Consider the following 18381-nt stretch of genomic DNA (forward strand, 5'->3'; position numbering starts at 1 on the left):
CGCGCACTTCTGTTGCAAATATTGGCGCTTAATCGAAATAAAATTACCAGGATGCAGAAATGACCCTCGACGAGTTCGACATCAAGTTGCTGATTGAAATACAGCAAGACGCAACGCTCTCTCAGATTGAGCTGGGCAAGCGGGTTTCGTTGTCTTCCGCGGCAGTCAACCGCCGTCTGAAACGCCTGAATGACGAGGGCGTTATCAAGAAGACCATCGCGGTGATCGAGCCAGCGGCCATGGGGCATCCGCTGACGATCATTGCTGAGGTCGAGGTCGAGAGCGAGCGCATAGATTTGCTGGATGCCATGAAGCAAAGCTTTGCCGCGTGCCCTCAAGTGCAGCAGTGTTACTACGTCGCTGGCGAGTGGGACTTTGTGCTGATCTTCGCGGTCCGGAGCATGCAGCAATACACCGACCTGACCCGCGAGTTGTTCTTTGAGAACAATAACGTCAAACGCTTCAAAACCCTTGTTTCGATGAGCACCGTGAAGCTGGGTTTGAATATCCCATTGGGCGTTGAATAACTTACGGTGCAGTGGAAGCGTCAGCGACCAAGACTATCCGCCAGTCCCCTGGCCTGCTGAGTTGCGACCTCACGCGCGCCGAGGTCAACGTCTTCCCCCAGGATGGTTTTCTCCACAATCACCGAGTGCACATCCGTCACACCAATAAATTTCAGCCAGGCTTCCACATAGGGCTTCTGGAAGTCGAAGCGCTCTGCCGGCGTGATCGATTGCGCCGAAAAATCCAGGCCACGGGCGTACATCACCACGGCGGTTTTGTCGTGCAGCATGCCTTCCAGACCGCGCTCTGGATCGAAGCTGAACAGGATGTCTTTCTGCGATACCAGGTCGATAAAGTGCTTGAGTTTGTACGGGATGCTGAAATTCCACAGCGGAACGGACATCACCAGCACATCAGCGCTGTGCAAATGCGCGGCCAGATCCTTCAAGGTGTTCCAGGCGTCTTCTTGCCCCGGGGTCAAGGACGTGCCATTGAGTCCGGCGTATTTGGCCTCCATGGCCAGATCATTGAATTCCGGCAACGCCATGTTCCAAAGGTCGAGGGTGATGATTTCGGTGTCCGGGGTGTTTTCCTGATAGCGTGCAATGAAGCTGCGGGCGACTTCAAGGGAGGCCGAGCGCTGTTTGCGCGGGGAACATTCGATATGCAGAAGAGTAGTCATGGCACGCCTCGGGTAGTGGGAGATGGGGGCGATGAACATTGCAACATAGTTTTATTTAGAATATAAATCGCAAATAAATCATCTATTAATCACAGATTAAACTATGTTCGATGCTCTGCTGCTCAAGACATTTGTCACGGTCGTCGATGAAGAAGGCTTCAGCCGTGCAGCCGAGAAGCTGCACCTGACCCAGTCTGCGGTCAGTGGGCATGTGCGGCGACTGGAAGAACAGATTGGTAAACCCCTGTTGAGGCGTACTACCCGTTCCCAGCAACTGACGCCCGATGGCGAACGCCTGGTGGCTTATGCACGCACCATCCTCGCGCTGAACCGTGATGCCTGGGCAGAACTGACACGCACGCCGTTTCACGGGCGACTGCGGATCGGGGTATCCGAAGACTTTGTCGAATCGCGATTAATGCGGACTTTTCAGGATTTCGCGGCGCAGTACCCGGGGATGGAGATCGACGTGCAGGTGGGCATTCCGGGCACGTTGCTGGCCTCGATGAAACAAGGGCATCTGGAACTGGTCATCGGTTCTCTGTGCGAAACCAGCGACACGGGGCTGCTGCTGTGGCAAGAACCGCTGGTGTGGGCCTGGTCGGCGCAACCCGTCACCCAGTTACCGACGCCGTTGCCGCTGGCCCTGTTCCCCGAGCCGTGCCCTTATCGCGAGGTAGCCCTGACGCAGCTGGCTCGGGCAGGGATCGCCCAACGAACGGCGATGTTGTGCAGCAGCGCGGCCGGATTGCGAGCAGCGGCACTGGCTGGCTTCGCAGTAGCACCCATGCCAGTCAGCCAGTTGGGGCAAGGGTTGGCGGTTCTTGGCGCAGAACAAGGGTTGCCGGACTTGCCCGATGCGCAGTTTCGGTTGTTTAGCGCTCCTGAAGCGGATCAGGCGATTGTGGTAGCGGTCACTCAACTCATTGTGGAGTATTGCTCCACGCGCAGGACTTAAGAATCATACCTTGTTGACCCAATTACTCACTGCTCAGGGAGAGCGCCATGTCTGTAGAAATCCAGCTTTCGGAAAATGCGACAGAAGCAGAGCGACTAGGCATTTTGACCCCATTGCTGGCCCATAACCTGGCCAACGGTGGAGACGACGCCTATGAAACTTTTGCTCTGTTGCTACGAGACGCTGACAGTAACGAAGTTATTGGTGGGCTGTACGGCAAGATCTCTTATCGATGGCTGCTCATCGATCTAGTCAGCGTTCCCGAGTCAATGCGTGGTCAGGGCATCGGAGAACGGCTAATGCGCATGGCCGAAGAAGTTGCGCAGAAAAAACACTGCATTGGTATCTGGCTGGAGACCTTCAGCTTTCAGGCTCCCGGTTTTTATCAAAAACTTGGTTACTCCGAATTCGGACGCCTGGCAGACTATCCACCGGGACATACCCGGCTCTATTACCAGAAGTCGTTGTGCTGACCGCGTTTTCGATCCAGGGCCGATAGTTGCGCTTCGTCGTGGACGGCTATCGGCCAAACGCGAACCTTAACGATCGTGAATCAGTCTTCACCTTCATGCGCTCATTTGCCAACCCGGTGCCGTGCAGCTACTGTCAGCTTCATGAATCAGCCACGAATTGCCTTGACCACGACTACCACGACCGCCAGAGGCGGGTCGTGAGAGGTGTCGTGAGCCAATAACACACGAACTTCAAAGGCCCGCCAGTGATGGATAGGGCCTTTTCTTTTGCCCTTGTGTCGCTGGTCCAAACGCAAGGAAAAGCATTATGTATGCACTGCTGATTCTCGATATGCAGGTTGGGTTGTTTCATGGTCCGGATAAACCGGGGGCTGGCGAAGCGCTGCTAGGCTCTGTACGAAATCAGCTGAAACTCATTTGAACCCCGTATGCGTCGGGATTCAGTAGAGTCCGCGTCCATCAAAGGCAGGAGCCCACGATGGTCAAACGGTATGAACTCCCCGACGCAGCCTGGGAATTGGTTGCAGACCTCTTCATCGAAGCCCGGCGCGGTGGCCGCCCAAGGGTAGATAATCGCTTGATGCTCAATGGCATCCTATGGGTGCTCTGCTCAGGCGCCGCTTGGCGAGACATGCCGGAGCGCTTCGGGCCCTGGTCGACGGTTTATCAGCGCTTTCGTGATTGGCGCAACCGCGGCGTCTTCTATCAATTGCTCAAACGCCTCCATATCAGACTCAACGAGCAAGGCTTGATCGACCTGGACACCTGGATGATCGATTCCACTGCTGTGCGTGCAACCCGAGCCTCATCAGGCGCCGGGAAAAAAGGGGGCCTGAAGAACCGAAAGACCACGCGCTTGGACGCAGCCGGGGCGGCCTGACGACAAAGATTCACATGCTGTGTGATGCCAATGGCGTGCCTTTGCACTTCCTACTTTCAGGCGGGCAGGCCAGCGATATCGCCTATGCCCAACCGCTGCTGGATGAGGCTTACATCCCCAGTCTGCGCGGCCGTCCCCGCAAACGCTGTCGATGGCTGCTGGCCGACAAGGGCTATGACGCCGAGGCCTTGCGCCGTTACTGCGATCGTTATCGGATGCAGCCAATGATCCCGTTGCGAAGCATGAAGCGCAAGCCTCGACCGGGTTTGCCCAGGCTGTTTGATCGCCCCAAATACCGACAGCGCAACATCATCGAGCGCATGTTCGGATGGTTGATGGAGAATCGCCGCATCGTTACGCGCTTCGACAAGCTCGCGAAAAGTTTTGCCGCGATGGTCTCATTGGCCTGTGCCGTGCGGTGTTTGCGACATTACTTTTCTTACAAACCCTAGGAAAATGTCACCCGAAGCGGTTAGTTTGCATGTAGGAAGAGGCCGATAACAGGAGTTTATGGATGCCATTTCCACTGACGGAACATAATGCCCTGGTGGCCCGAAAGGGCGTAGGGCAGGCCTTTGAGCTTGCAAAGGGCTGTCAGTTGAGCGCACCTGATGCGTAAAGCTGATCGCTTATTTCAGTTGGTCAATCTGATTCGTGTCCATCAGCCAATCTCCGCTGAACGACTGGCTAGCCGAATTGGCGTTTCCGTTCGCTCAATCTATCGATACATCGACGACCTCTCCTTCAGCGGAATCCCAATCTATGGTACCGCTGGCGTGGGGTATGCCTTGGATGCCGATTTTGAGATGCCGCCTTTAACGTTGAACAGGCTCGAACTGGATGCATTGATACTCGGGATGGAAATGCTTTCAGCTTCTGCCGATAACGATCTAAGTGCTGCTGCAAGGATGTTGTTGAGCAAAATCTCAGCGTCCATGGTCCATCACAAGGTTGACCCCAGCACGGCAAAAATCAGGGCGCTTGGAACCACACCGTCCGCGACGCGTGGCCATCTGGCAACCCTTCGAAATGCCATCGAAAATGCTCAGGCGCTGAAGATAACGTATACCAGTTTGGAAGGTGTGGTTTCGCAACGTCTCATTTCCCCTCTTGGCCTTTTTTACTGGGGGGAAAGTGGACGGTTGGAAGTTGGTGCAGTACCAAGGCGGCTTACCGCGATTTCCGGGTCGATCGCATAGCCACCATCGCCATTGCCCAACAACCCTCACCCGGCAATCCTGCCCTTGATCTCCAAGCGTATATGAAGCACCAGGCAAGCCAGTGGAAAGCGATCACCACGACTGACACTACGCTGTCAGTATGAGGCACTGACAATAGGGACTTCCTAACACACAGAAGGTCATCCCTATGCAGTGCTCCCCTCATGTACTCGAACTAGCCATTTTCCAGGTCAAACAGGAATGCGTTGCGCAAGTGCCCACGCTCCGCGCCGGGCTTCGTGAAACGTTAAAGAGCTTCCCGGGTTTGATCGAGTACCGCGCTTACTGCCCTATGGGCGACGACCGAATCTTCGCGGACTTAGCCATGTGGGACAGTCTTGAGAACGCACAAAAAGTGGCAAAGGCATTCAACGATGGAGATCCCAGATTCTCTGGGTACATGCACGCTATTGAAAACCTGACGTTCATGAGCCACCTCGTTCCAGAGATGAGCTGACCCCGACGGACTGTCCGAGCAGGCAAGCGACACCGATGCCTTTGTCGCCAGGTATCGTTCAATTGCCTGCAAGGTTTTTCCGAGCCCACTGCTCGGCGGCAGGGACTTGAATTGCGCATCTACATCTACCGCTCAATCAGCTGTAAGTCATTGTAAGAAAAAAACATATTGGAGGTGGCGGCCTCTCAAAAGGTGGCCTATACATGGACAGGCTGGCACACAGATGTGTCAGCGTCTTTCCAATTTGATCGGACAAGGAGTCCGTTTTTATGGCTACAGAACTGGATACGTTGCTTTCAAGTATTCGCGACTGCAAAACCTACGACGCGGTAAAGAATCGCCTCTCTACCATCACCGAAAAAAAGGACAGCGCTACAGACCCTGATGTGGCGCGGGCGCTGCGGGATGCCCAGGTGTATGCACTGGTCTGGGGGGTGTTTACCGTCGCTCTCGACCAGGGCGCGCCGATAGTCGCCTTCGACAAAGCCCGCAAGGCACTCGAAGCTGCCCATGAAGCGAACGCAGATAACGAAACTCTTGAAGCGGCCTATACCGCCTACGAGCAAGCCCATGCCGCCCACCGTGAGGCCCAGAATGCAGGTAACAACCTCCTCACTGATGCCATCAAATCCGTAGCCGACGACGCAGCCAAAGTGGCACCCGGCAAAAACAGCAGCGACTCCATTGCCGATGCTGCCGCCGCCGAAATGGCCTACGCCGACGCCTACGACCACCTCGCAAGCCAGAGCTCTATCTATGCCTCCGAAGAGGTCGGGCTGGATCCCTATCAGGATTACTACAACAAGGAGCGGCAGATCATAAATATCACCAGCCCCGTCAGGGAAGCCTGTGATGCTTATGTCAATGAGTACGTCACCCGTGCTCAGGTGGCGGCCGAGCTCAAGCAGTCACTCAACCAGTACCTGCTCGTTTGGCGTAAGACAAAGACCGGAGGTGGGAACCCTCTGGCTGTTCAAGGCATCTTGGAAAGCATCGATGAGAAGAACGGGACGTTTGTGCTGAGAAGCACTGTCTATGAAGGTCGGCGCGACACGGCTTCGTTTTCCGACATAGAAACCATCGATACATCACGGACGGGCCCAGGGGCGCTATCCAGTGCGGTCACACCCGACTGGAGGAAGGTAGACCTCGGGAAATGGGTGCGCTCCGACGAATATTACAAAACTAAAAGTGCTTGATGCCTGCCTAGCGTAACCCTTCACGACAGCGACCGGATGCTGGCATCCGGTCGCTGTTCTTCGGGAACCTGTCCGCTGGGCAGCCGTCCGCGAGATTGCCCGGGTTTCTAGGCTCTGTACGAAAAGCCTTGATACTCGCTCATGCTGCGTTGAAAACAGCCTCGGAATGCTCATGTACTCCAGTACAGTCGAGCGCGACCCCGGCCGTTCCTCGGCTGTTTTCGCCTTGCCTGACCTTCGTCTCAAGACTTTTCGTACAGAGCCTAGACACGCTGAATAACCTGTTGAGTAAAGCCCGGCGTGCAGGTGCGCCAATTTTCCTTGCTCGTCACGTCGGTCCACCTGATTCCCCTATCGAGTCTGGAAATCCGTTGACGCAACTGGCCTGCTGCACCCTCTTCACGCTCACACCTGATCCATAGCCTCGACAACGTCCTGATCCTCACCCAGAAACCCGCCGCTTTGATGCTGCCACAGCCGCGCATAAATCCCGTTCTTCCCGAGCAATTCGGTGTGGGTGCCCTGTTCGATGATGCGTCCGCCGTCCATGACGATGAGCCGGTCCATGGCCGCAATGGTGGACAGTCGATGGGCGATGGCGATCACAGTCTTGCCCTGCATCATTTCATCGAGGCTTTCCTGTATGGCCACTTCGACTTCCGAGTCCAGTGCGCTGGTGGCCTCGTCAAGAAGCAGGATCGGGGCGTTCTTGAGCATCACCCGGGCAATCGCGACGCGTTGGCGCTGGCCGCCCGACAGCTTGATGCCGCGCTCACCCACAAGGGTGTCGTAACCGGTATGGCCTTGCCGGTCGCTCAGTTGGCTGATGAACTCGTCGGCCTGGGCATTGGCCGCGGCGCTGCGGATTTGCGCGTCGGTTGCATCGGGGCGGCCGTAGGCGATGTTGTCGCGAATGGAACGGTGCAGCAGGGAGGTATCCTGCGTGACCATGCCGATGGCGCCGCGCAGGCTGTCTTGCGTCACTTGTGCGATGTTTTGGCCATCGATGCGAATCTCCCCGCTGTCGACGTCATAAAAGCGCAGCAGCAAGTTGATAAGCGTGGATTTGCCAGCGCCAGAGCGGCCAACCAGACCGATTTTTTCGCCCGGACGGATGTGCAGGCTCAGGCCATCGAGCACCTGGCGTTCGCCACTGTAGTTGAAGCTCACCTTATCGAAGGTGACCGCCCCACCGGAGGTCACCAGGACGCCAGCGTCCGGCGCATCCTGCACCTTTGGGCCGCGGGTAAGGGTTGCCATGCCATCCTGCACGGTGCCTATGCTCTCGAACAGCGAGGTCATTTGCCACATGATCCAGTGCGACATGCCATTGATACGCAACGCCATGGCGGTGATGGCCGCCACGGCACCTGCGCCGACCTCACCCTGGTGCCATAGCCACAGGGCATAACCCCCTGCTGCCATGATCAATGCCACCACCAATGCCTGGTTGACGATCTCGAACTGGCTGACCAGGCGCATCTGGCGAAAGCCGGTTTGTTTGAAATCCTCCATCGCTGCACGCGCGAAATGCGCTTCACGATTGGAGTGGGAGAACAGCTTCACCGTCGTGATGTTCGTGTAGGCATCCGAGATACGCCCGGTCATCATCGACCGCGCATTGGCCTGTTCCTGCCCGACTTTCCCCAGGCGGGGCACGAAGTACCACATGGCCAGCCCGAACAACACGACCCAGGCAATGAAAGGCAGCATCAGTTTCAGGGCGAAACCGCCGGCCAGTGCGATGATCGCGATGAAATACACCCCGATCCCGGGGGCGATCTCGATCAGGGTGAATAGCATGTCGCGCACCGCCAGCGCAGTCTGCATCACCTTGGTAGTGACCCGGCCGGAAAACTCATCGGAAAAAAACGAAAGGCTTTGCCGCAGCATCAAGCGATGGAAGTCCCAGCGCAGCCGCAACGGCAAGTTAATCGCCAATATCTGGTGCTGCACCATAGTGCGCAACGCGACTAGCCCGACGCTGGTCACCATGACGATGCCCATGCCCCACAACACGCGACTTTCCTGCGCAGCCGCTTCACTGCCTGCTTGCCAGGTCGAGAGCAGGTCCACGACCTGCCCGAGGAAGGAAAACAACCAGGCTTCGTAAATCGACACACCGGCACTGAGCAGCGCAAACACCAGAATGTAACCGCGAGCACCCCGCGTACAGGCCCACAGGAAGCGAGCCAGACCGTCGGGTGGCGGTGGTACCTCGTCAGGAGGAAAAGGGTCGAGCCTTCGTTCAAACGCACGAAGCATGGTGTTCTCCAAAACGATCAAGTTGAGGAGATTCTGCCATTGAACGGTTGCTTTGAGGGGGTTGCGAAGTTAGAGGTATGGCGCTTAGGCAGGTCGCTCTGAGGATTGGGCTGCCGGGGGCGGCTTCTTATACTTCGCCAGAGATCCGGTCGGCAGCGATAAATGGCCGGTATCGAAGGGAACTGGCCAAGACCGGACGTTCATCGAAGGGCAATGATCAGCAGACACGGTGACACCGTCTCGAAGGTTAAGGAGTGACCTTCGAGGCTGGTTGATGACAACACATTCGCTCGGCGTCACCACACTTTTTAAGAGCGGTAGCGTGCTGCGGGTTGGGCGTTGCTGAAACCTTGTGCCAAGAGCCCGCGTTCACGCTCGAAAGCTTCCCATGCCGCAACGTCAGGCACAGGTGGAATGGTGACCAACTCCTTACGATCAAAACCTACCAGTGCCGCATCCACAAGATCATCAACATCCATGACGTCGGGCACCTTGCTGATGTCGCCACCCGCACGTTCGTAAATTTCTGTACGCGTAGCTGCAGGCAGTACGGCTTGAACGTACACGCCCTTCGACGTGACTTCTGCCGCGAGGCTCTGCGAAAGCGTCAGTACATAGGACTTTGTGGCCGCGTAGATGCCGTGGGAGTATTCAGGCAGAAGCGCCAGCACTGACGCGATATTGATGATCGAACCGCTGCCACGTTGCACCATCCCTCCAATGACGGCTGACGTCAGTAAGGTTGGGGCAAGGACGTTCAGTCGCAGTAACTTGTACATGTCGGCGGAGTCGGCCGTGGCAAAATCTCCCATTAATGCGGCCCCTGCATTATTGACGAGAATATCAATCGGCGGTTCTGAGCGCAGCCGTTGAAGTACGGGCTCGATTTGAACGCTGTCAGTCAAATCAGCAGTAATGACTTCGATGGAAACACCATGTTGGTCATGTAACTCAGTGGCAAGAATGTTGAGCTTGTCGGTCGCGCGCGCGACGAGAACAAGGTCATGACCACGAGCGGCAAACCTGCGGGCATAAACAGAACCAATGCCACTCGATGCGCCAGTGATAAGTGCAGTTGTCATGTCTGTATTTCCTGTTGTCGGCATTTGTAAATCAACTGGCGACAGCACAGCTGAGTGTAAAGTTAATAACTTCGATAAAACAGTTCAGCGACGTGGTAATTCACAACTCACCCGCGCGCTTTCAAATGAAGCATCGCGTAATGTTCGTAGTGCCCAAATCCGTTCTTTACGATAGGGTCTTGCGATGTGATTGCTGCAATATCCCGATCATCCTCAATTTGATACAGCGAAACACCGTAGCTGCCACCGGGATCAATCACCGGGCCGTGGGCAACGACCACTCCCTGTTCAAGAAGCTCGTTCAGATAACTGCCATGTTGAGTCATCCACTGACGCTCCTCGACAGTCATTGTTGCCAGAAAGTCCGCACGTGGCGGGATGTACTTACAAAGATAATATTTCATAAGTTAGTTCTCGCTAGCTAAGCGCATATGAATCGACAAAAGCAGAGCTGCATATGCCTCCTATAACTTCTTACCTGATGCAATGCTTTTGAATATTGCATTTTCAAATATTTTGGGCAGGTAGCTCTGAAGAAACAAAATCATGCCAGACATCTTCGCCACAGGATTACTGAACTTAGGCTCTTTCGTATCAATAAGCTTGGTGATGGCGTTCACAACGGCGTGCGGAGATTCTGCTTCATCTATCCCCTTTTGGGTGACCAGGTTCACTTTTTTACGGTAAAGGTCGTAGTCAGATATCTTGTTATCCGTTACCGAGAGAGCATTCAGCCCCAGATTTGTTTTAAACCAACCTGGTTCAACCACGCTGACGTTGATATTGAATTGTTTCAACTCAAAGCGCAGAGATTTGAAGTAACCTTCCACGGCGTGCTTTGATGCCGAATAGTAAGAAAGATTAGGTGGGCCTATTAATCCCACCATTGAACTGATAGTGATGATCTGGCCACTTTTCTGTTTACGCAATTGCGGCAACACCGCATTTGTAATCTTGACTGTGCCCCAGAAATTTGTCTCAAATTGCTGACGACCTACTTCTACAGGTGTTTCCTCTGCAATGCCGGTCACCATATACCCGGCGTTGTTAACTAACACATCCAAAGCTTTGATGTTTTTAAACAGCTCATCGATAAACGACTGAATGGAAATATCGTCGTCAATATCCAGACGCAGTAATTTGAATGGGACTGTGCTGGAATATTTTTCCGGATTGCGACTCGTGCCAACGACGTTAAAGCCTTGCTGGTGAAGACTGGTGGCAAGCATCAAGCCGAATCCCGATGAGGCACCGGTGATTAAAACTGTCTTTTTCATATGACTACCATTAGTGGAGGAAAAGCCCAAAACACGTCTTGATCTAGAAGATGCTTTGTTCTGTATTTTCTCGATAACGATGCGATCATCGAGATCGGGCAGTTCAACATCTCAGATAGGCATACATTGCTCGCCTAATGAACGGTTGGCACTCGCCTAACGCGCCAACTTGACCTCGAAAGGCGCCAATTTTTTCCTGGTATTTCTGGCGCAATCCGCCGTTGTCGTGGCGCGATTGGCGACCTAAACTGAGCCCTAAAATTGAAAATAAATCTCCCCATGAGTGCAGTACATTTCCCATGATCGGTAAGCGCAGCTCAGCTTTGGACTATTCAGTTTGGCCAGGATGGCGGGTATTGATGCAAGATGCGGGACTGGCAACTGCTCCCGTTTTGCGTCGCGCACAATTACCAGGCGATTTGTTTACGCGACAGAACGTTCGCCTGGACTCGGCAAACTTCTTCAAGCTTTGGGAGGCTATTGAAGCTGAAGCCAAATCTGTAAACGCCGATTTGCCCGCTCCCTTGCAAATTGCTCAGGTCATGTCGTCAGACTGGTTTGACCCGGAGCTTTTTGCCGCGCTGTGCAGTGCCAATATGGGCAGTGCCCTCGACCGGATCGCCAAGTATGTGAGGCTAATCGCGCCCATGGTGATTCTGGTTGTGCGTACTAATTCGCATACCACCGTCACTATGGATTTTTTAGACGCCTCCGAGCCACCTACTGTGTTTTTAGCATTCAAGCTCGTCTTCTTTGTTCAACTGGCAAGGTTGGCGACACGTAGCGCTGTGCAGCCGTTGCAGGTGAACTGGCCATCGCCGTCAACCCTTGGCCCGGACTTGAATGCGTACCAAGCCTACTTCGGCGTTCCCGTAACTGATGCGCCAAAAGCCAGCGTGGTATTTGCAGCAGCGGACGTCGAGCGCCCTTTTTTGACAGAAAACCATAAGATGTGGTTGTTCTTTGAGCCCAGTCTACGACAGCGTTTGTCCGACCTGGACAGGACATCTGGAATGGTAGAACGAGTACGCAGTACGCTGCTTGAGTCTTTACCGGCGGGCGCTGTATCGATGAAGGAAATCAGTAAAAAACTAGGGGTCAGCACCCGCACACTTCAGCGTAGACTGCGTGACGAAGGGACTACGTTCCAGCAGACACTGGATACTTTGCGCGACTCCTTGGCACGCCATTACCTGCGCAATACCGCTATGTCGAGCGCGGAGATATCGTTTCTTTTGGGGTTCGAGGACTCCAACTCTTTTGCTCGCGCATTTCAATCGTGGACAGGCAGTACGCCACGCAAGGTGAGGGCTCAAATGGATAATTCCAGCCATCCCTTGGTTGATAGTTCAGTCGAATAGGAGGGGGATCCGCCGATTATATAGACACTCGGGAGCGTCCGCTTATGGCCGATTCTGTTGAAAAACTCGGCTTCGGATTCCACGGCAGAAAAGTACGCGCCTGAGATTGAAATCTGTGTTTTGAGCAGAAGGTTCAGGACTCGGATTTCACGTAGCAGTGTGCAAAAGAGGTGTTTTCGCCCATCAATATTCGAGCGTTTTGGGCAATCCGACTTTTTCAACAGAATCGGCCGATTTCTGCCGTTCGTGAAGGGCAGAAATCGACCAGTAGCGGTCGCATTCGACAGGTGAACTTCTGAGCACCTCGCTCAGATATGCAGCCAAGCCAGCGAACCCAGCATGACGCCAACACCCGCGGCCCCAAACGAGAGCCGCTTGAGCCATTCCTTACGCGTCAGCAAGGTAATGGCCGCCAGTGAAATTGCTATTTGAATCGCTGTCATTGCCTGGGCCCAGCGGTGATGCTGATGCAACGCCTGCTCTGACTTCTCGTCCCACTCTCTTGCCCGTTGTTCGAATGCTTCAGCCTTCTTGCGCGCCTCCTCCTTCTGTTCCCCGTACCGCCGCGCCTCAGCAACATAATGGGCGGAATCCAGCCCTGGGAGATGGCTTGCCAGATCCGACAGGTTCTGCCGGCTGGACTTGGCCTGGTAATAATTCCACTCGTTGGCGGCTTCGGTTTTCTGGATAGCGGCGTTGTTTTTGTCCATGGCCGCCTCATTCTCCGTTGAGCCGGCCTGATAGCTCATCAGGGCGCCGACGGTCGCCATGATGGCTGTCATCACCGCAATCTTGCTGGCAAAGCTGTCGCCTTGTGCATGCGCATGATGGGTGGTGTGCTCAATGTGTTGCTCGTGTGGGCTGGGGACTTCGAACTCTTCAGGCATGGGTGTCGATCTTGGAGGTGTTAGTGGAGATGGACAGCATTATGAATTGTCCCTGATTCTTTGGACACAATTGACTGGCAGCCAGTGGTCCGTTGCAGACTATTCTTGATCTGGGTAACCAACCGGTCGCACCGAAGGAGGTCACTCGTTTATGCACTGTGTCCTTTTCGAAATCCGCCGCGGTTCGATCTGATGCATGAAGACAAATCGATCCGCGCCGTCATCGAGTTCCGATGAATTACCGGGTCTGGGGCACGGCCCCAGGGACTTTTGTCCGACACCCTGAAACGGAGACGCCAGCATGAGCACCTTGCAACTTCACCCTTCACTGGACAATGGTATCCAACCCGCCGCCGCGAATTTCACAGGTGGCACCCTGCAATGCCTGTGTGCGACCGACAAGGTCGAGATCAAGATCGACGCACAAACTCTGCATAACCACGCGTGCGGCTGCAGCAAATGCTGGAAACCCAAAAACGCGACATTCGCCGTTATCGCCGTGGTGCCTCGAGATAAGGTCAGCGTCATTGCCCACGGCGAAAAACTGGAGATTGTCGACGAATCCGCCACCATCCAACGCCACGCCTGCAAGCAGTGTCACGCCCATCTCTTTGGGCGCATCGAGAACAAGGACCATGCGTTTTATGGCCTGGACTTCGTCCACACCGAGCTTTCGCCACAGAGCGGATGGGCTGCGCCGGGATTCGCGGCGTTCGTGTCCTCCATCATCGAAACCGGCACACCGCCAGCGCAAATGAAGGCTATCCGCGAGCGCTTGCGCTCGATCGGCCTGGAACCCTATGACTGCCTGTCCCCGGAGTTGATGGACGCCATGGCGACTCATGTCGCCAGACAGAAAGGCCTGCTCCCCGCCGCCTGATCGGTCGGTCGCCGCGGTTTCTTTTCCGGACCGCGGCAATGGCTTCACCGCAAGCACACCGGTCTTTCCCCAAACGACTACCGGCGCCAGCGTCAGGGCTCTGCTGACCGCAGATAAGGCTCGATAAAGCCGCAGCCAAGGATCTCGTTCAGGCGTTGCGCATCGTTCATTCGGCGAAACAGTCCAATAGTCTTCCACGGCGCGTGACCATCGACATTGGGCGCTCCCAATCCGGCCAACAGGTCGGCGATCAGTATTGATCGGGTCTCGAAAGAGATGCGTGTCAGCCCGGTACTATTGCCAACGCCGGCATGGGCATGAGCCCCGGAAAAAGCGATCAGGCTCCCCGGAGCGATATCGACGGCAATCCCCTCCTGCGGGTCGATCGCTTCCAACAGATGTGGAATGGCTTCGTCGGCATCCACGGCATTGCGGCCGTCTCGATGGGATCGCTGCAGAATGGCGCGCATGTCGAAATCTGCGCTCGAATTACCCAGCGGCCGCCGCCAGAGGCCTGGATACAAGGCGACGGTACGCCCTGCCGCGATGGGATAGATGGGCGCCCACCAGTTGGTTTGTGCATAGATATTCGACCCCCAGGTATCGCGGTGAAACGCGATGGTGGCCGTCGTGCGGGCACGCGGTGTCGACTGCTCTGGCTCGCAATGTGGCTGAAAACGCAAATGCAGGCGATCGCACGCCAGGGTATCGGGGGCGATGCCAAGACTTTGCACGACGTCCTGCCAGCGCCGCCGGACCTCAGCCGAGCCTGCGAAGTCGTTCTGAATTTTCGCAAAGCGCTCAGTCTGCTCAGGGTGGCTCAAATGGCGATGGATCTGTTGCGGCGACCAGGGATGCAGCGCGTCTTCGAGGAACGCACGCGTATATTCCACCAGGGCCTTCATGGGCTGCAGGTCAGTGAAGCGAATGATCTCGCCAGCATAGATCCGGTCATGCAATTGGCGAGCGGTGCTCGGTATGGCAAGCGAGCTGTACATGACTGGAAGTCCCCTGAGGATGCGCCCCCTGACTTTAGATCCACGCCGAGTGTGGCGAAAGTGGCAGGTGAGGCGAAAAAGCGCGGATCAGGCCCTGGGAACGTGAGCAACAAGCGACCGTCAAGCCATGAATGGGACGCTTATGACAGTTCTTGGCAGGCAGTTAACAACCAGAAGCCGACACCAGATAGCAAACCTCAAAGAGACCGAACAATTAGGTCGCCGGCTATTTAAGCAGCGCTATCCTAGAACTTTTCTCTTTTTATCGGTCTATGTGGACAGGCACATCCTCGGTAAGCGCGACCTCGCAGGCTTCCCGCAGTCAGATGGCCACACGTCCATTGTCAATCAGAGGTTGTCTTCGCTCATGAAATTCCATGACCCACGGATGGTGCTCTTCGGCCTGTTCGCGTTCGCGGCAGTGGGCTCCGCATCGGCAACACAAATGAAGACCTCAACCCCTGTTTTCACAACTGAAGTGGCAGCCGTTCAGGCTCCGGTCGAGGCCGCCGGCAACCCTTGGCCAACCTTGGCCAGTATGGCTGGCAAACAGCCAGGCCCCTTGCTGGCCCATGACGACCGATACTGGCATGACGGCCGTTGGCACGATCGTAGAGACGATTGGCGCCGAGACGAATGGCGTAGAGAACAGTGGCGCAGAGAGCAAGCCCGTCGAGAAGCTGAACGCCATCGTTATTGGGAGCGCCACGATGATCGGCCCATGCGGCACCGCTACGAGGACGATCACCGCTACTATCGTCGCTAGTGCGACGCCACGAGACGGAAGTCTGACCATTCAACGCGACGGTCGTAGCTGGACCGTCGCCGACCAGCCAGAAGGCCACTCGGAAACTCAACCGCGCACCAGGTAGGCTCCCGACGGAACCCGATGCCGCAGCTTCTTGCATTTGCCGGGTGGGGGCTGATGCCCGGGCGGGCGATCAGGAAACCAGATTCGGCATTTACCCGGAGGCGGCCAATGGCCGCGGGGAATCTCAACTCCATCGTACGCGGGCGCTGGCTCGGCGGAAGCCGATTGCAATTCTCCTTCGGGCATTGCGCGAGCGAAGTTGCCAGCATCGCGCCCAGTATCCGGAGCGGCTTGTTCAGTAGCGGCCATTTCTGCTTCGCGGAGCCTTTGGGCCTCCTCTTCGAGCCCCTTCTGTACTGCAACCTGGTCCTCTTCTTTGGCGTTGGGTGAGGTGCTCGATGCGTTGGCCTGCTGCGCCGCCTGGATCAATTGGAAGTTGCGGTTGCGTAACGCTGCGTTGCTACCGACTCTCATGTTCGAGCGCACCGCCAACGTTTCAGCCTGCTGGTACTGCCCCTGCTGAAGACGCAACACACCGAGATAATGCAGCGTCGCGGGATTGTTTGGCTGGATATGCAGGGCACGCTCCAGCGTGGCAGCGGCTTGGTCCAACTGGCCATCTCCATACTGCCGCGAGGCGGTTTCGATCAGGGTGGTTGATGCGCTGTTGCTTTGCGAGGGCGCCCTTCGCTCGGCAGCAACCGAACAAAGCGACGTGACGACGCAGAACGCCAGGAGGAGACTCGGCAGAAAAATCTTGGTTGGCATCAGGGGGCGGACTCGGCTGATCTCGGACGGCACTGTCGTAAAACAGGCCACCAGCACTGCTCGGCATCTGCGACACAGGGCCCCCATTGACATGGCCGGTACCCTGAAGTTCCCGCCGCAATGGCCATTGCGGACGGAGTGGAATTCGCAGGCCGCCGCACCGGTATCAATTTTTACCTGAAATTTTAAGCTGGTATCATTCAAGCACTGACAAACCGAGCAGAAAATATGAATCGTCGTAAAAAAATAAATCAGTTATTAAAGGCTAACGCCAAAAAGGCCAGCGCCAAACTGGCACCGAAAAGCAAGACTAAATACATTAGTAAAGCTGACCGATTGAAGCTGGCGGCTGAAGCCGGTCAGGACTCAATCACTTGCGCTGAGAGCTGATCTACGTAGCCTTCACGACCGACCGCTTCCGCCCCAGAGCCCACTTCCCTGCCCAACCGATCTGACAGATTGCGCGGACGTTAAAACTGCTACAGCGGTTTTTTGTTGAGCTGCAGCAGTTCCCTTAGCACGAGTTTATAAACTTTCTTCTTTGTAGGATGACTGAAGAAATTCTGCTATCAGCGATGTGATCTGCTGTTGAATCACCCCACGTGAGCGACCGCCGTCGCCATCCAGGCAAATAATGCCATCGCCTGGTACATCGTCTTCGAGCAGTTTCTGCGCGCCAGGTTTGCACATCGACAAGAAGCTGAAATGGCTTGCGTCGCTGATTTCGACGTAACGGCTTGACGCCGCAGGCAAGCGTTTGGCCAGGTTGGCAGACTCCAGTTCAGCAGGAAGGTCGTGCGACGGTACGCCGGCAGCGATCACCAGCGTTGGTACCGGCAGCGCCGCCAGGCTTTCATCGGTCATGCCCCGTGAAAGGCCAATGTCCAATGTAACCACGGCAGTGACGCGTTTATCGCGCAAATCGGCGGCCAACGCGGCCTTTGATTCTGAGGTACTTGCAGGGTTTATCTTTCCATAGACGGTGCAACTTGCTAGCTGCGGGTGGGCTTTGCAGTCATGGGCGAAGCGGTCTGGATCGAAACGAGCACCGGCGATCTCCAAGGCGGTCATGCCACCGAGTGAATGGCCCACTACTGCAATTCGGTCATTGGCGACCAAGCCGAATTTTTCAGGTTGAGTCGTGACGCTATCAATGGCTCGACGCACATCAACGGGCCGCTGCCATAACTGCGCCGCCGCTTGAGGGCTACGGTCATGAGTGGTGGTGCCAGGGTGATTGATCGCGGCGACGATGTAACCCCTATGGGCCAGAGCACTGGCAAGCCAGATCTGGTTGCTCCAGTTCCCCCTGTACCCGTGGGAGAGCACCAACAATGGATGCTTGCCAGCAGCGGGCGGCGCGTTACGAACGGCAGAAGCACCGACAAACACCACATCATCGCCGATCAACTGCGTGGCGGCGGTAGTCGCACTGGGGTACCAAACGACCATCTCCAGTGAGCGGTCATTGTGCGAGTCCGCCAGTGTGGAAGATTGGAAGCCGACAGGGTTCTCGTCAGCGAGTGCGATAGAAGTCAGCCAGGTGAACAGCAGGACGCCGAAAGCTATTTTCAATGTCGTTTCTTCCTTGATTAGACAAATACATGGCAGCCTGAACCCGCCGTCAGGCGAATCCACCTTCGTACGAAGTCGAAGCTAACGTGGCTGCATAGTGA

The 18381-nt window shown here is 55.6% G+C and carries 20 protein-coding genes and 2 pseudogenes; 13 read left to right on the top strand and 9 right to left on the bottom strand.

The features are described 5' to 3' along the window. The first annotated feature begins 59 nt into the window (after positions 1-59). Entirely contained in the window at positions 60-527 is a 468-nt protein-coding gene (locus LOY36_RS16295; protein ID WP_258668837.1) for an Lrp/AsnC family transcriptional regulator, read from the top strand. A gap of 20 nt (positions 528-547) precedes the next feature. On the opposite strand, the gene LOY36_RS16300 is transcribed toward LOY36_RS16295, so the two are convergent. Then, positions 548-1189, bottom strand: coding sequence for an FMN-dependent NADH-azoreductase (locus LOY36_RS16300; RefSeq protein ID WP_258668839.1), 642 nt, complete (start codon positions 1187-1189; stop codon positions 548-550). A 103-nt stretch (positions 1190-1292) separates the two neighbouring features. Here LOY36_RS16300 and LOY36_RS16305 point away from each other — a divergent pair, with 103 nt between their 5' ends. The 8 genes and pseudogenes from LOY36_RS16305 to LOY36_RS16340 all read left to right on the top strand — a co-directional run. Further along, positions 1293-2147 carry a LysR substrate-binding domain-containing protein gene (locus LOY36_RS16305; RefSeq protein WP_258668840.1) on the top strand — a complete coding sequence of 285 codons (855 nt, stop codon included), beginning with the start codon at positions 1293-1295 and terminating at the stop codon, positions 2145-2147. 47 nt (positions 2148-2194) lie between these two features. Further along, on the top strand, positions 2195-2620 hold the full coding sequence (locus LOY36_RS16310; protein WP_258668841.1) for an N-acetyltransferase: 426 nt from the start codon (positions 2195-2197) through the stop codon (positions 2618-2620). 307 nt (positions 2621-2927) lie between these two features. After that, positions 2928-3029 (top strand): annotated as a pseudogene (locus LOY36_RS16315) (cysteine hydrolase); the annotation flags it as partial. Between the two features lie 69 nt (positions 3030-3098). Then, positions 3099-3952, top strand: a protein-coding gene (locus LOY36_RS16320) for an IS5 family transposase (protein ID WP_258668842.1) whose coding sequence is annotated in 2 segments (ribosomal slippage) — positions 3099-3447 and positions 3447-3952 — 855 coding nt in all. Because the reading frame shifts where the segments join, the coding sequence is not laid out codon by codon here. Positions 3953-4111: 159 nt separating this feature from the next. After that, the gene (locus LOY36_RS16325) at positions 4112-4699 is read left to right on the top strand and encodes a YafY family protein (RefSeq protein ID WP_258668844.1); all 588 of its coding nucleotides are present in this window, start codon (positions 4112-4114) and stop codon (positions 4697-4699) included. Then, on the top strand, positions 4624-4824 hold the full coding sequence (locus tag LOY36_RS16330; protein WP_258674191.1) for a WYL domain-containing protein: 201 nt from the start codon (positions 4624-4626) through the stop codon (positions 4822-4824). Before LOY36_RS16325 ends, LOY36_RS16330 begins: the two co-directional genes overlap by 76 nt. Before the next feature lie 622 nt (positions 4825-5446). Continuing rightward, on the top strand, positions 5447-6376 hold the full coding sequence (locus LOY36_RS16335; protein WP_258668846.1) for a hypothetical protein: 930 nt from the start codon (positions 5447-5449) through the stop codon (positions 6374-6376). 263 nt (positions 6377-6639) lie between these two features. Beyond that, positions 6640-6759: pseudogene (locus LOY36_RS16340) on the top strand (cysteine hydrolase); the annotation flags it as partial. Positions 6760-6781: 22 nt separating this feature from the next. Here LOY36_RS16340 and LOY36_RS16345 read toward each other — a convergent pair. From LOY36_RS16345 to LOY36_RS16360, 4 genes are all read right to left on the bottom strand, one after another. Continuing rightward, positions 6782-8641, bottom strand: a complete 1860-nt coding sequence (locus LOY36_RS16345) for an ABC transporter ATP-binding protein (protein ID WP_258668848.1) — start codon at positions 8639-8641, stop codon at positions 6782-6784. A gap of 308 nt (positions 8642-8949) precedes the next feature. After that, positions 8950-9723: an SDR family oxidoreductase gene (locus LOY36_RS16350; protein ID WP_019648679.1), complete on the bottom strand. Its 774-nt coding sequence runs from the start codon at positions 9721-9723 to the stop codon at positions 8950-8952. A gap of 107 nt (positions 9724-9830) precedes the next feature. Further along, positions 9831-10127, bottom strand: a complete 297-nt coding sequence (locus LOY36_RS16355) for a YciI family protein (protein ID WP_258668856.1) — start codon at positions 10125-10127, stop codon at positions 9831-9833. Positions 10128-10187: 60 nt separating this feature from the next. Continuing rightward, the gene (locus LOY36_RS16360) at positions 10188-11000 is read right to left on the bottom strand and encodes an SDR family NAD(P)-dependent oxidoreductase (RefSeq protein ID WP_258668857.1); all 813 of its coding nucleotides are present in this window, start codon (positions 10998-11000) and stop codon (positions 10188-10190) included. A 359-nt stretch (positions 11001-11359) separates the two neighbouring features. Here LOY36_RS16360 and LOY36_RS16365 point away from each other — a divergent pair, with 359 nt between their 5' ends. Continuing rightward, complete coding sequence (locus LOY36_RS16365; RefSeq protein WP_019648676.1) at positions 11360-12361, top strand: AraC family transcriptional regulator; 1002 nt, start codon at positions 11360-11362, stop codon at positions 12359-12361. 308 nt (positions 12362-12669) lie between these two features. On the opposite strand, the gene LOY36_RS16370 is transcribed toward LOY36_RS16365, so the two are convergent. Beyond that, positions 12670-13248: a DUF4337 domain-containing protein gene (locus LOY36_RS16370; protein ID WP_018930261.1), complete on the bottom strand. Its 579-nt coding sequence runs from the start codon at positions 13246-13248 to the stop codon at positions 12670-12672. Positions 13249-13549: 301 nt separating this feature from the next. Between LOY36_RS16370 and gfa the strand changes: the two genes are divergently transcribed. Then, positions 13550-14128: an S-(hydroxymethyl)glutathione synthase gene (gene gfa, locus LOY36_RS16375; RefSeq protein ID WP_258668858.1), complete on the top strand. Its 579-nt coding sequence runs from the start codon at positions 13550-13552 to the stop codon at positions 14126-14128. A 92-nt stretch (positions 14129-14220) separates the two neighbouring features. Here gfa and LOY36_RS16380 read toward each other — a convergent pair whose 3' ends face one another. Further along, positions 14221-15126, bottom strand: coding sequence for a hypothetical protein (locus LOY36_RS16380; RefSeq protein WP_258668860.1), 906 nt, complete (start codon positions 15124-15126; stop codon positions 14221-14223). 367 nt (positions 15127-15493) lie between these two features. On the opposite strand from LOY36_RS16380, the gene LOY36_RS16385 reads away from it, so the two are divergent. Next, the gene (locus tag LOY36_RS16385; RefSeq protein ID WP_081628219.1) at positions 15494-15892 is read left to right on the top strand and encodes a hypothetical protein; all 399 of its coding nucleotides are present in this window, start codon (positions 15494-15496) and stop codon (positions 15890-15892) included. Between the two features lie 87 nt (positions 15893-15979). Here LOY36_RS16385 and LOY36_RS16390 read toward each other — a convergent pair whose 3' ends face one another. Continuing rightward, positions 15980-16705, bottom strand: a complete 726-nt coding sequence (locus tag LOY36_RS16390) for a tetratricopeptide repeat protein (RefSeq protein ID WP_019648671.1) — start codon at positions 16703-16705, stop codon at positions 15980-15982. Between the two features lie 228 nt (positions 16706-16933). On the opposite strand from LOY36_RS16390, the gene LOY36_RS16395 reads away from it, so the two are divergent. After that, complete coding sequence (locus LOY36_RS16395) at positions 16934-17095, top strand: DUF2986 domain-containing protein (protein ID WP_018930247.1); 162 nt, start codon at positions 16934-16936, stop codon at positions 17093-17095. A gap of 135 nt (positions 17096-17230) precedes the next feature. On the opposite strand, the gene LOY36_RS16400 is transcribed toward LOY36_RS16395, so the two are convergent. Next, on the bottom strand, positions 17231-18280 hold the full coding sequence (locus tag LOY36_RS16400) for an alpha/beta fold hydrolase (RefSeq protein WP_258668861.1): 1050 nt from the start codon (positions 18278-18280) through the stop codon (positions 17231-17233). Between the last annotated feature and the right edge of the window lie 101 nt (positions 18281-18381).

Source organism: Pseudomonas sp. B21-019 (assembly GCF_024749225.1).
Lineage (GTDB): Bacteria > Pseudomonadota > Gammaproteobacteria > Pseudomonadales > Pseudomonadaceae > Aquipseudomonas.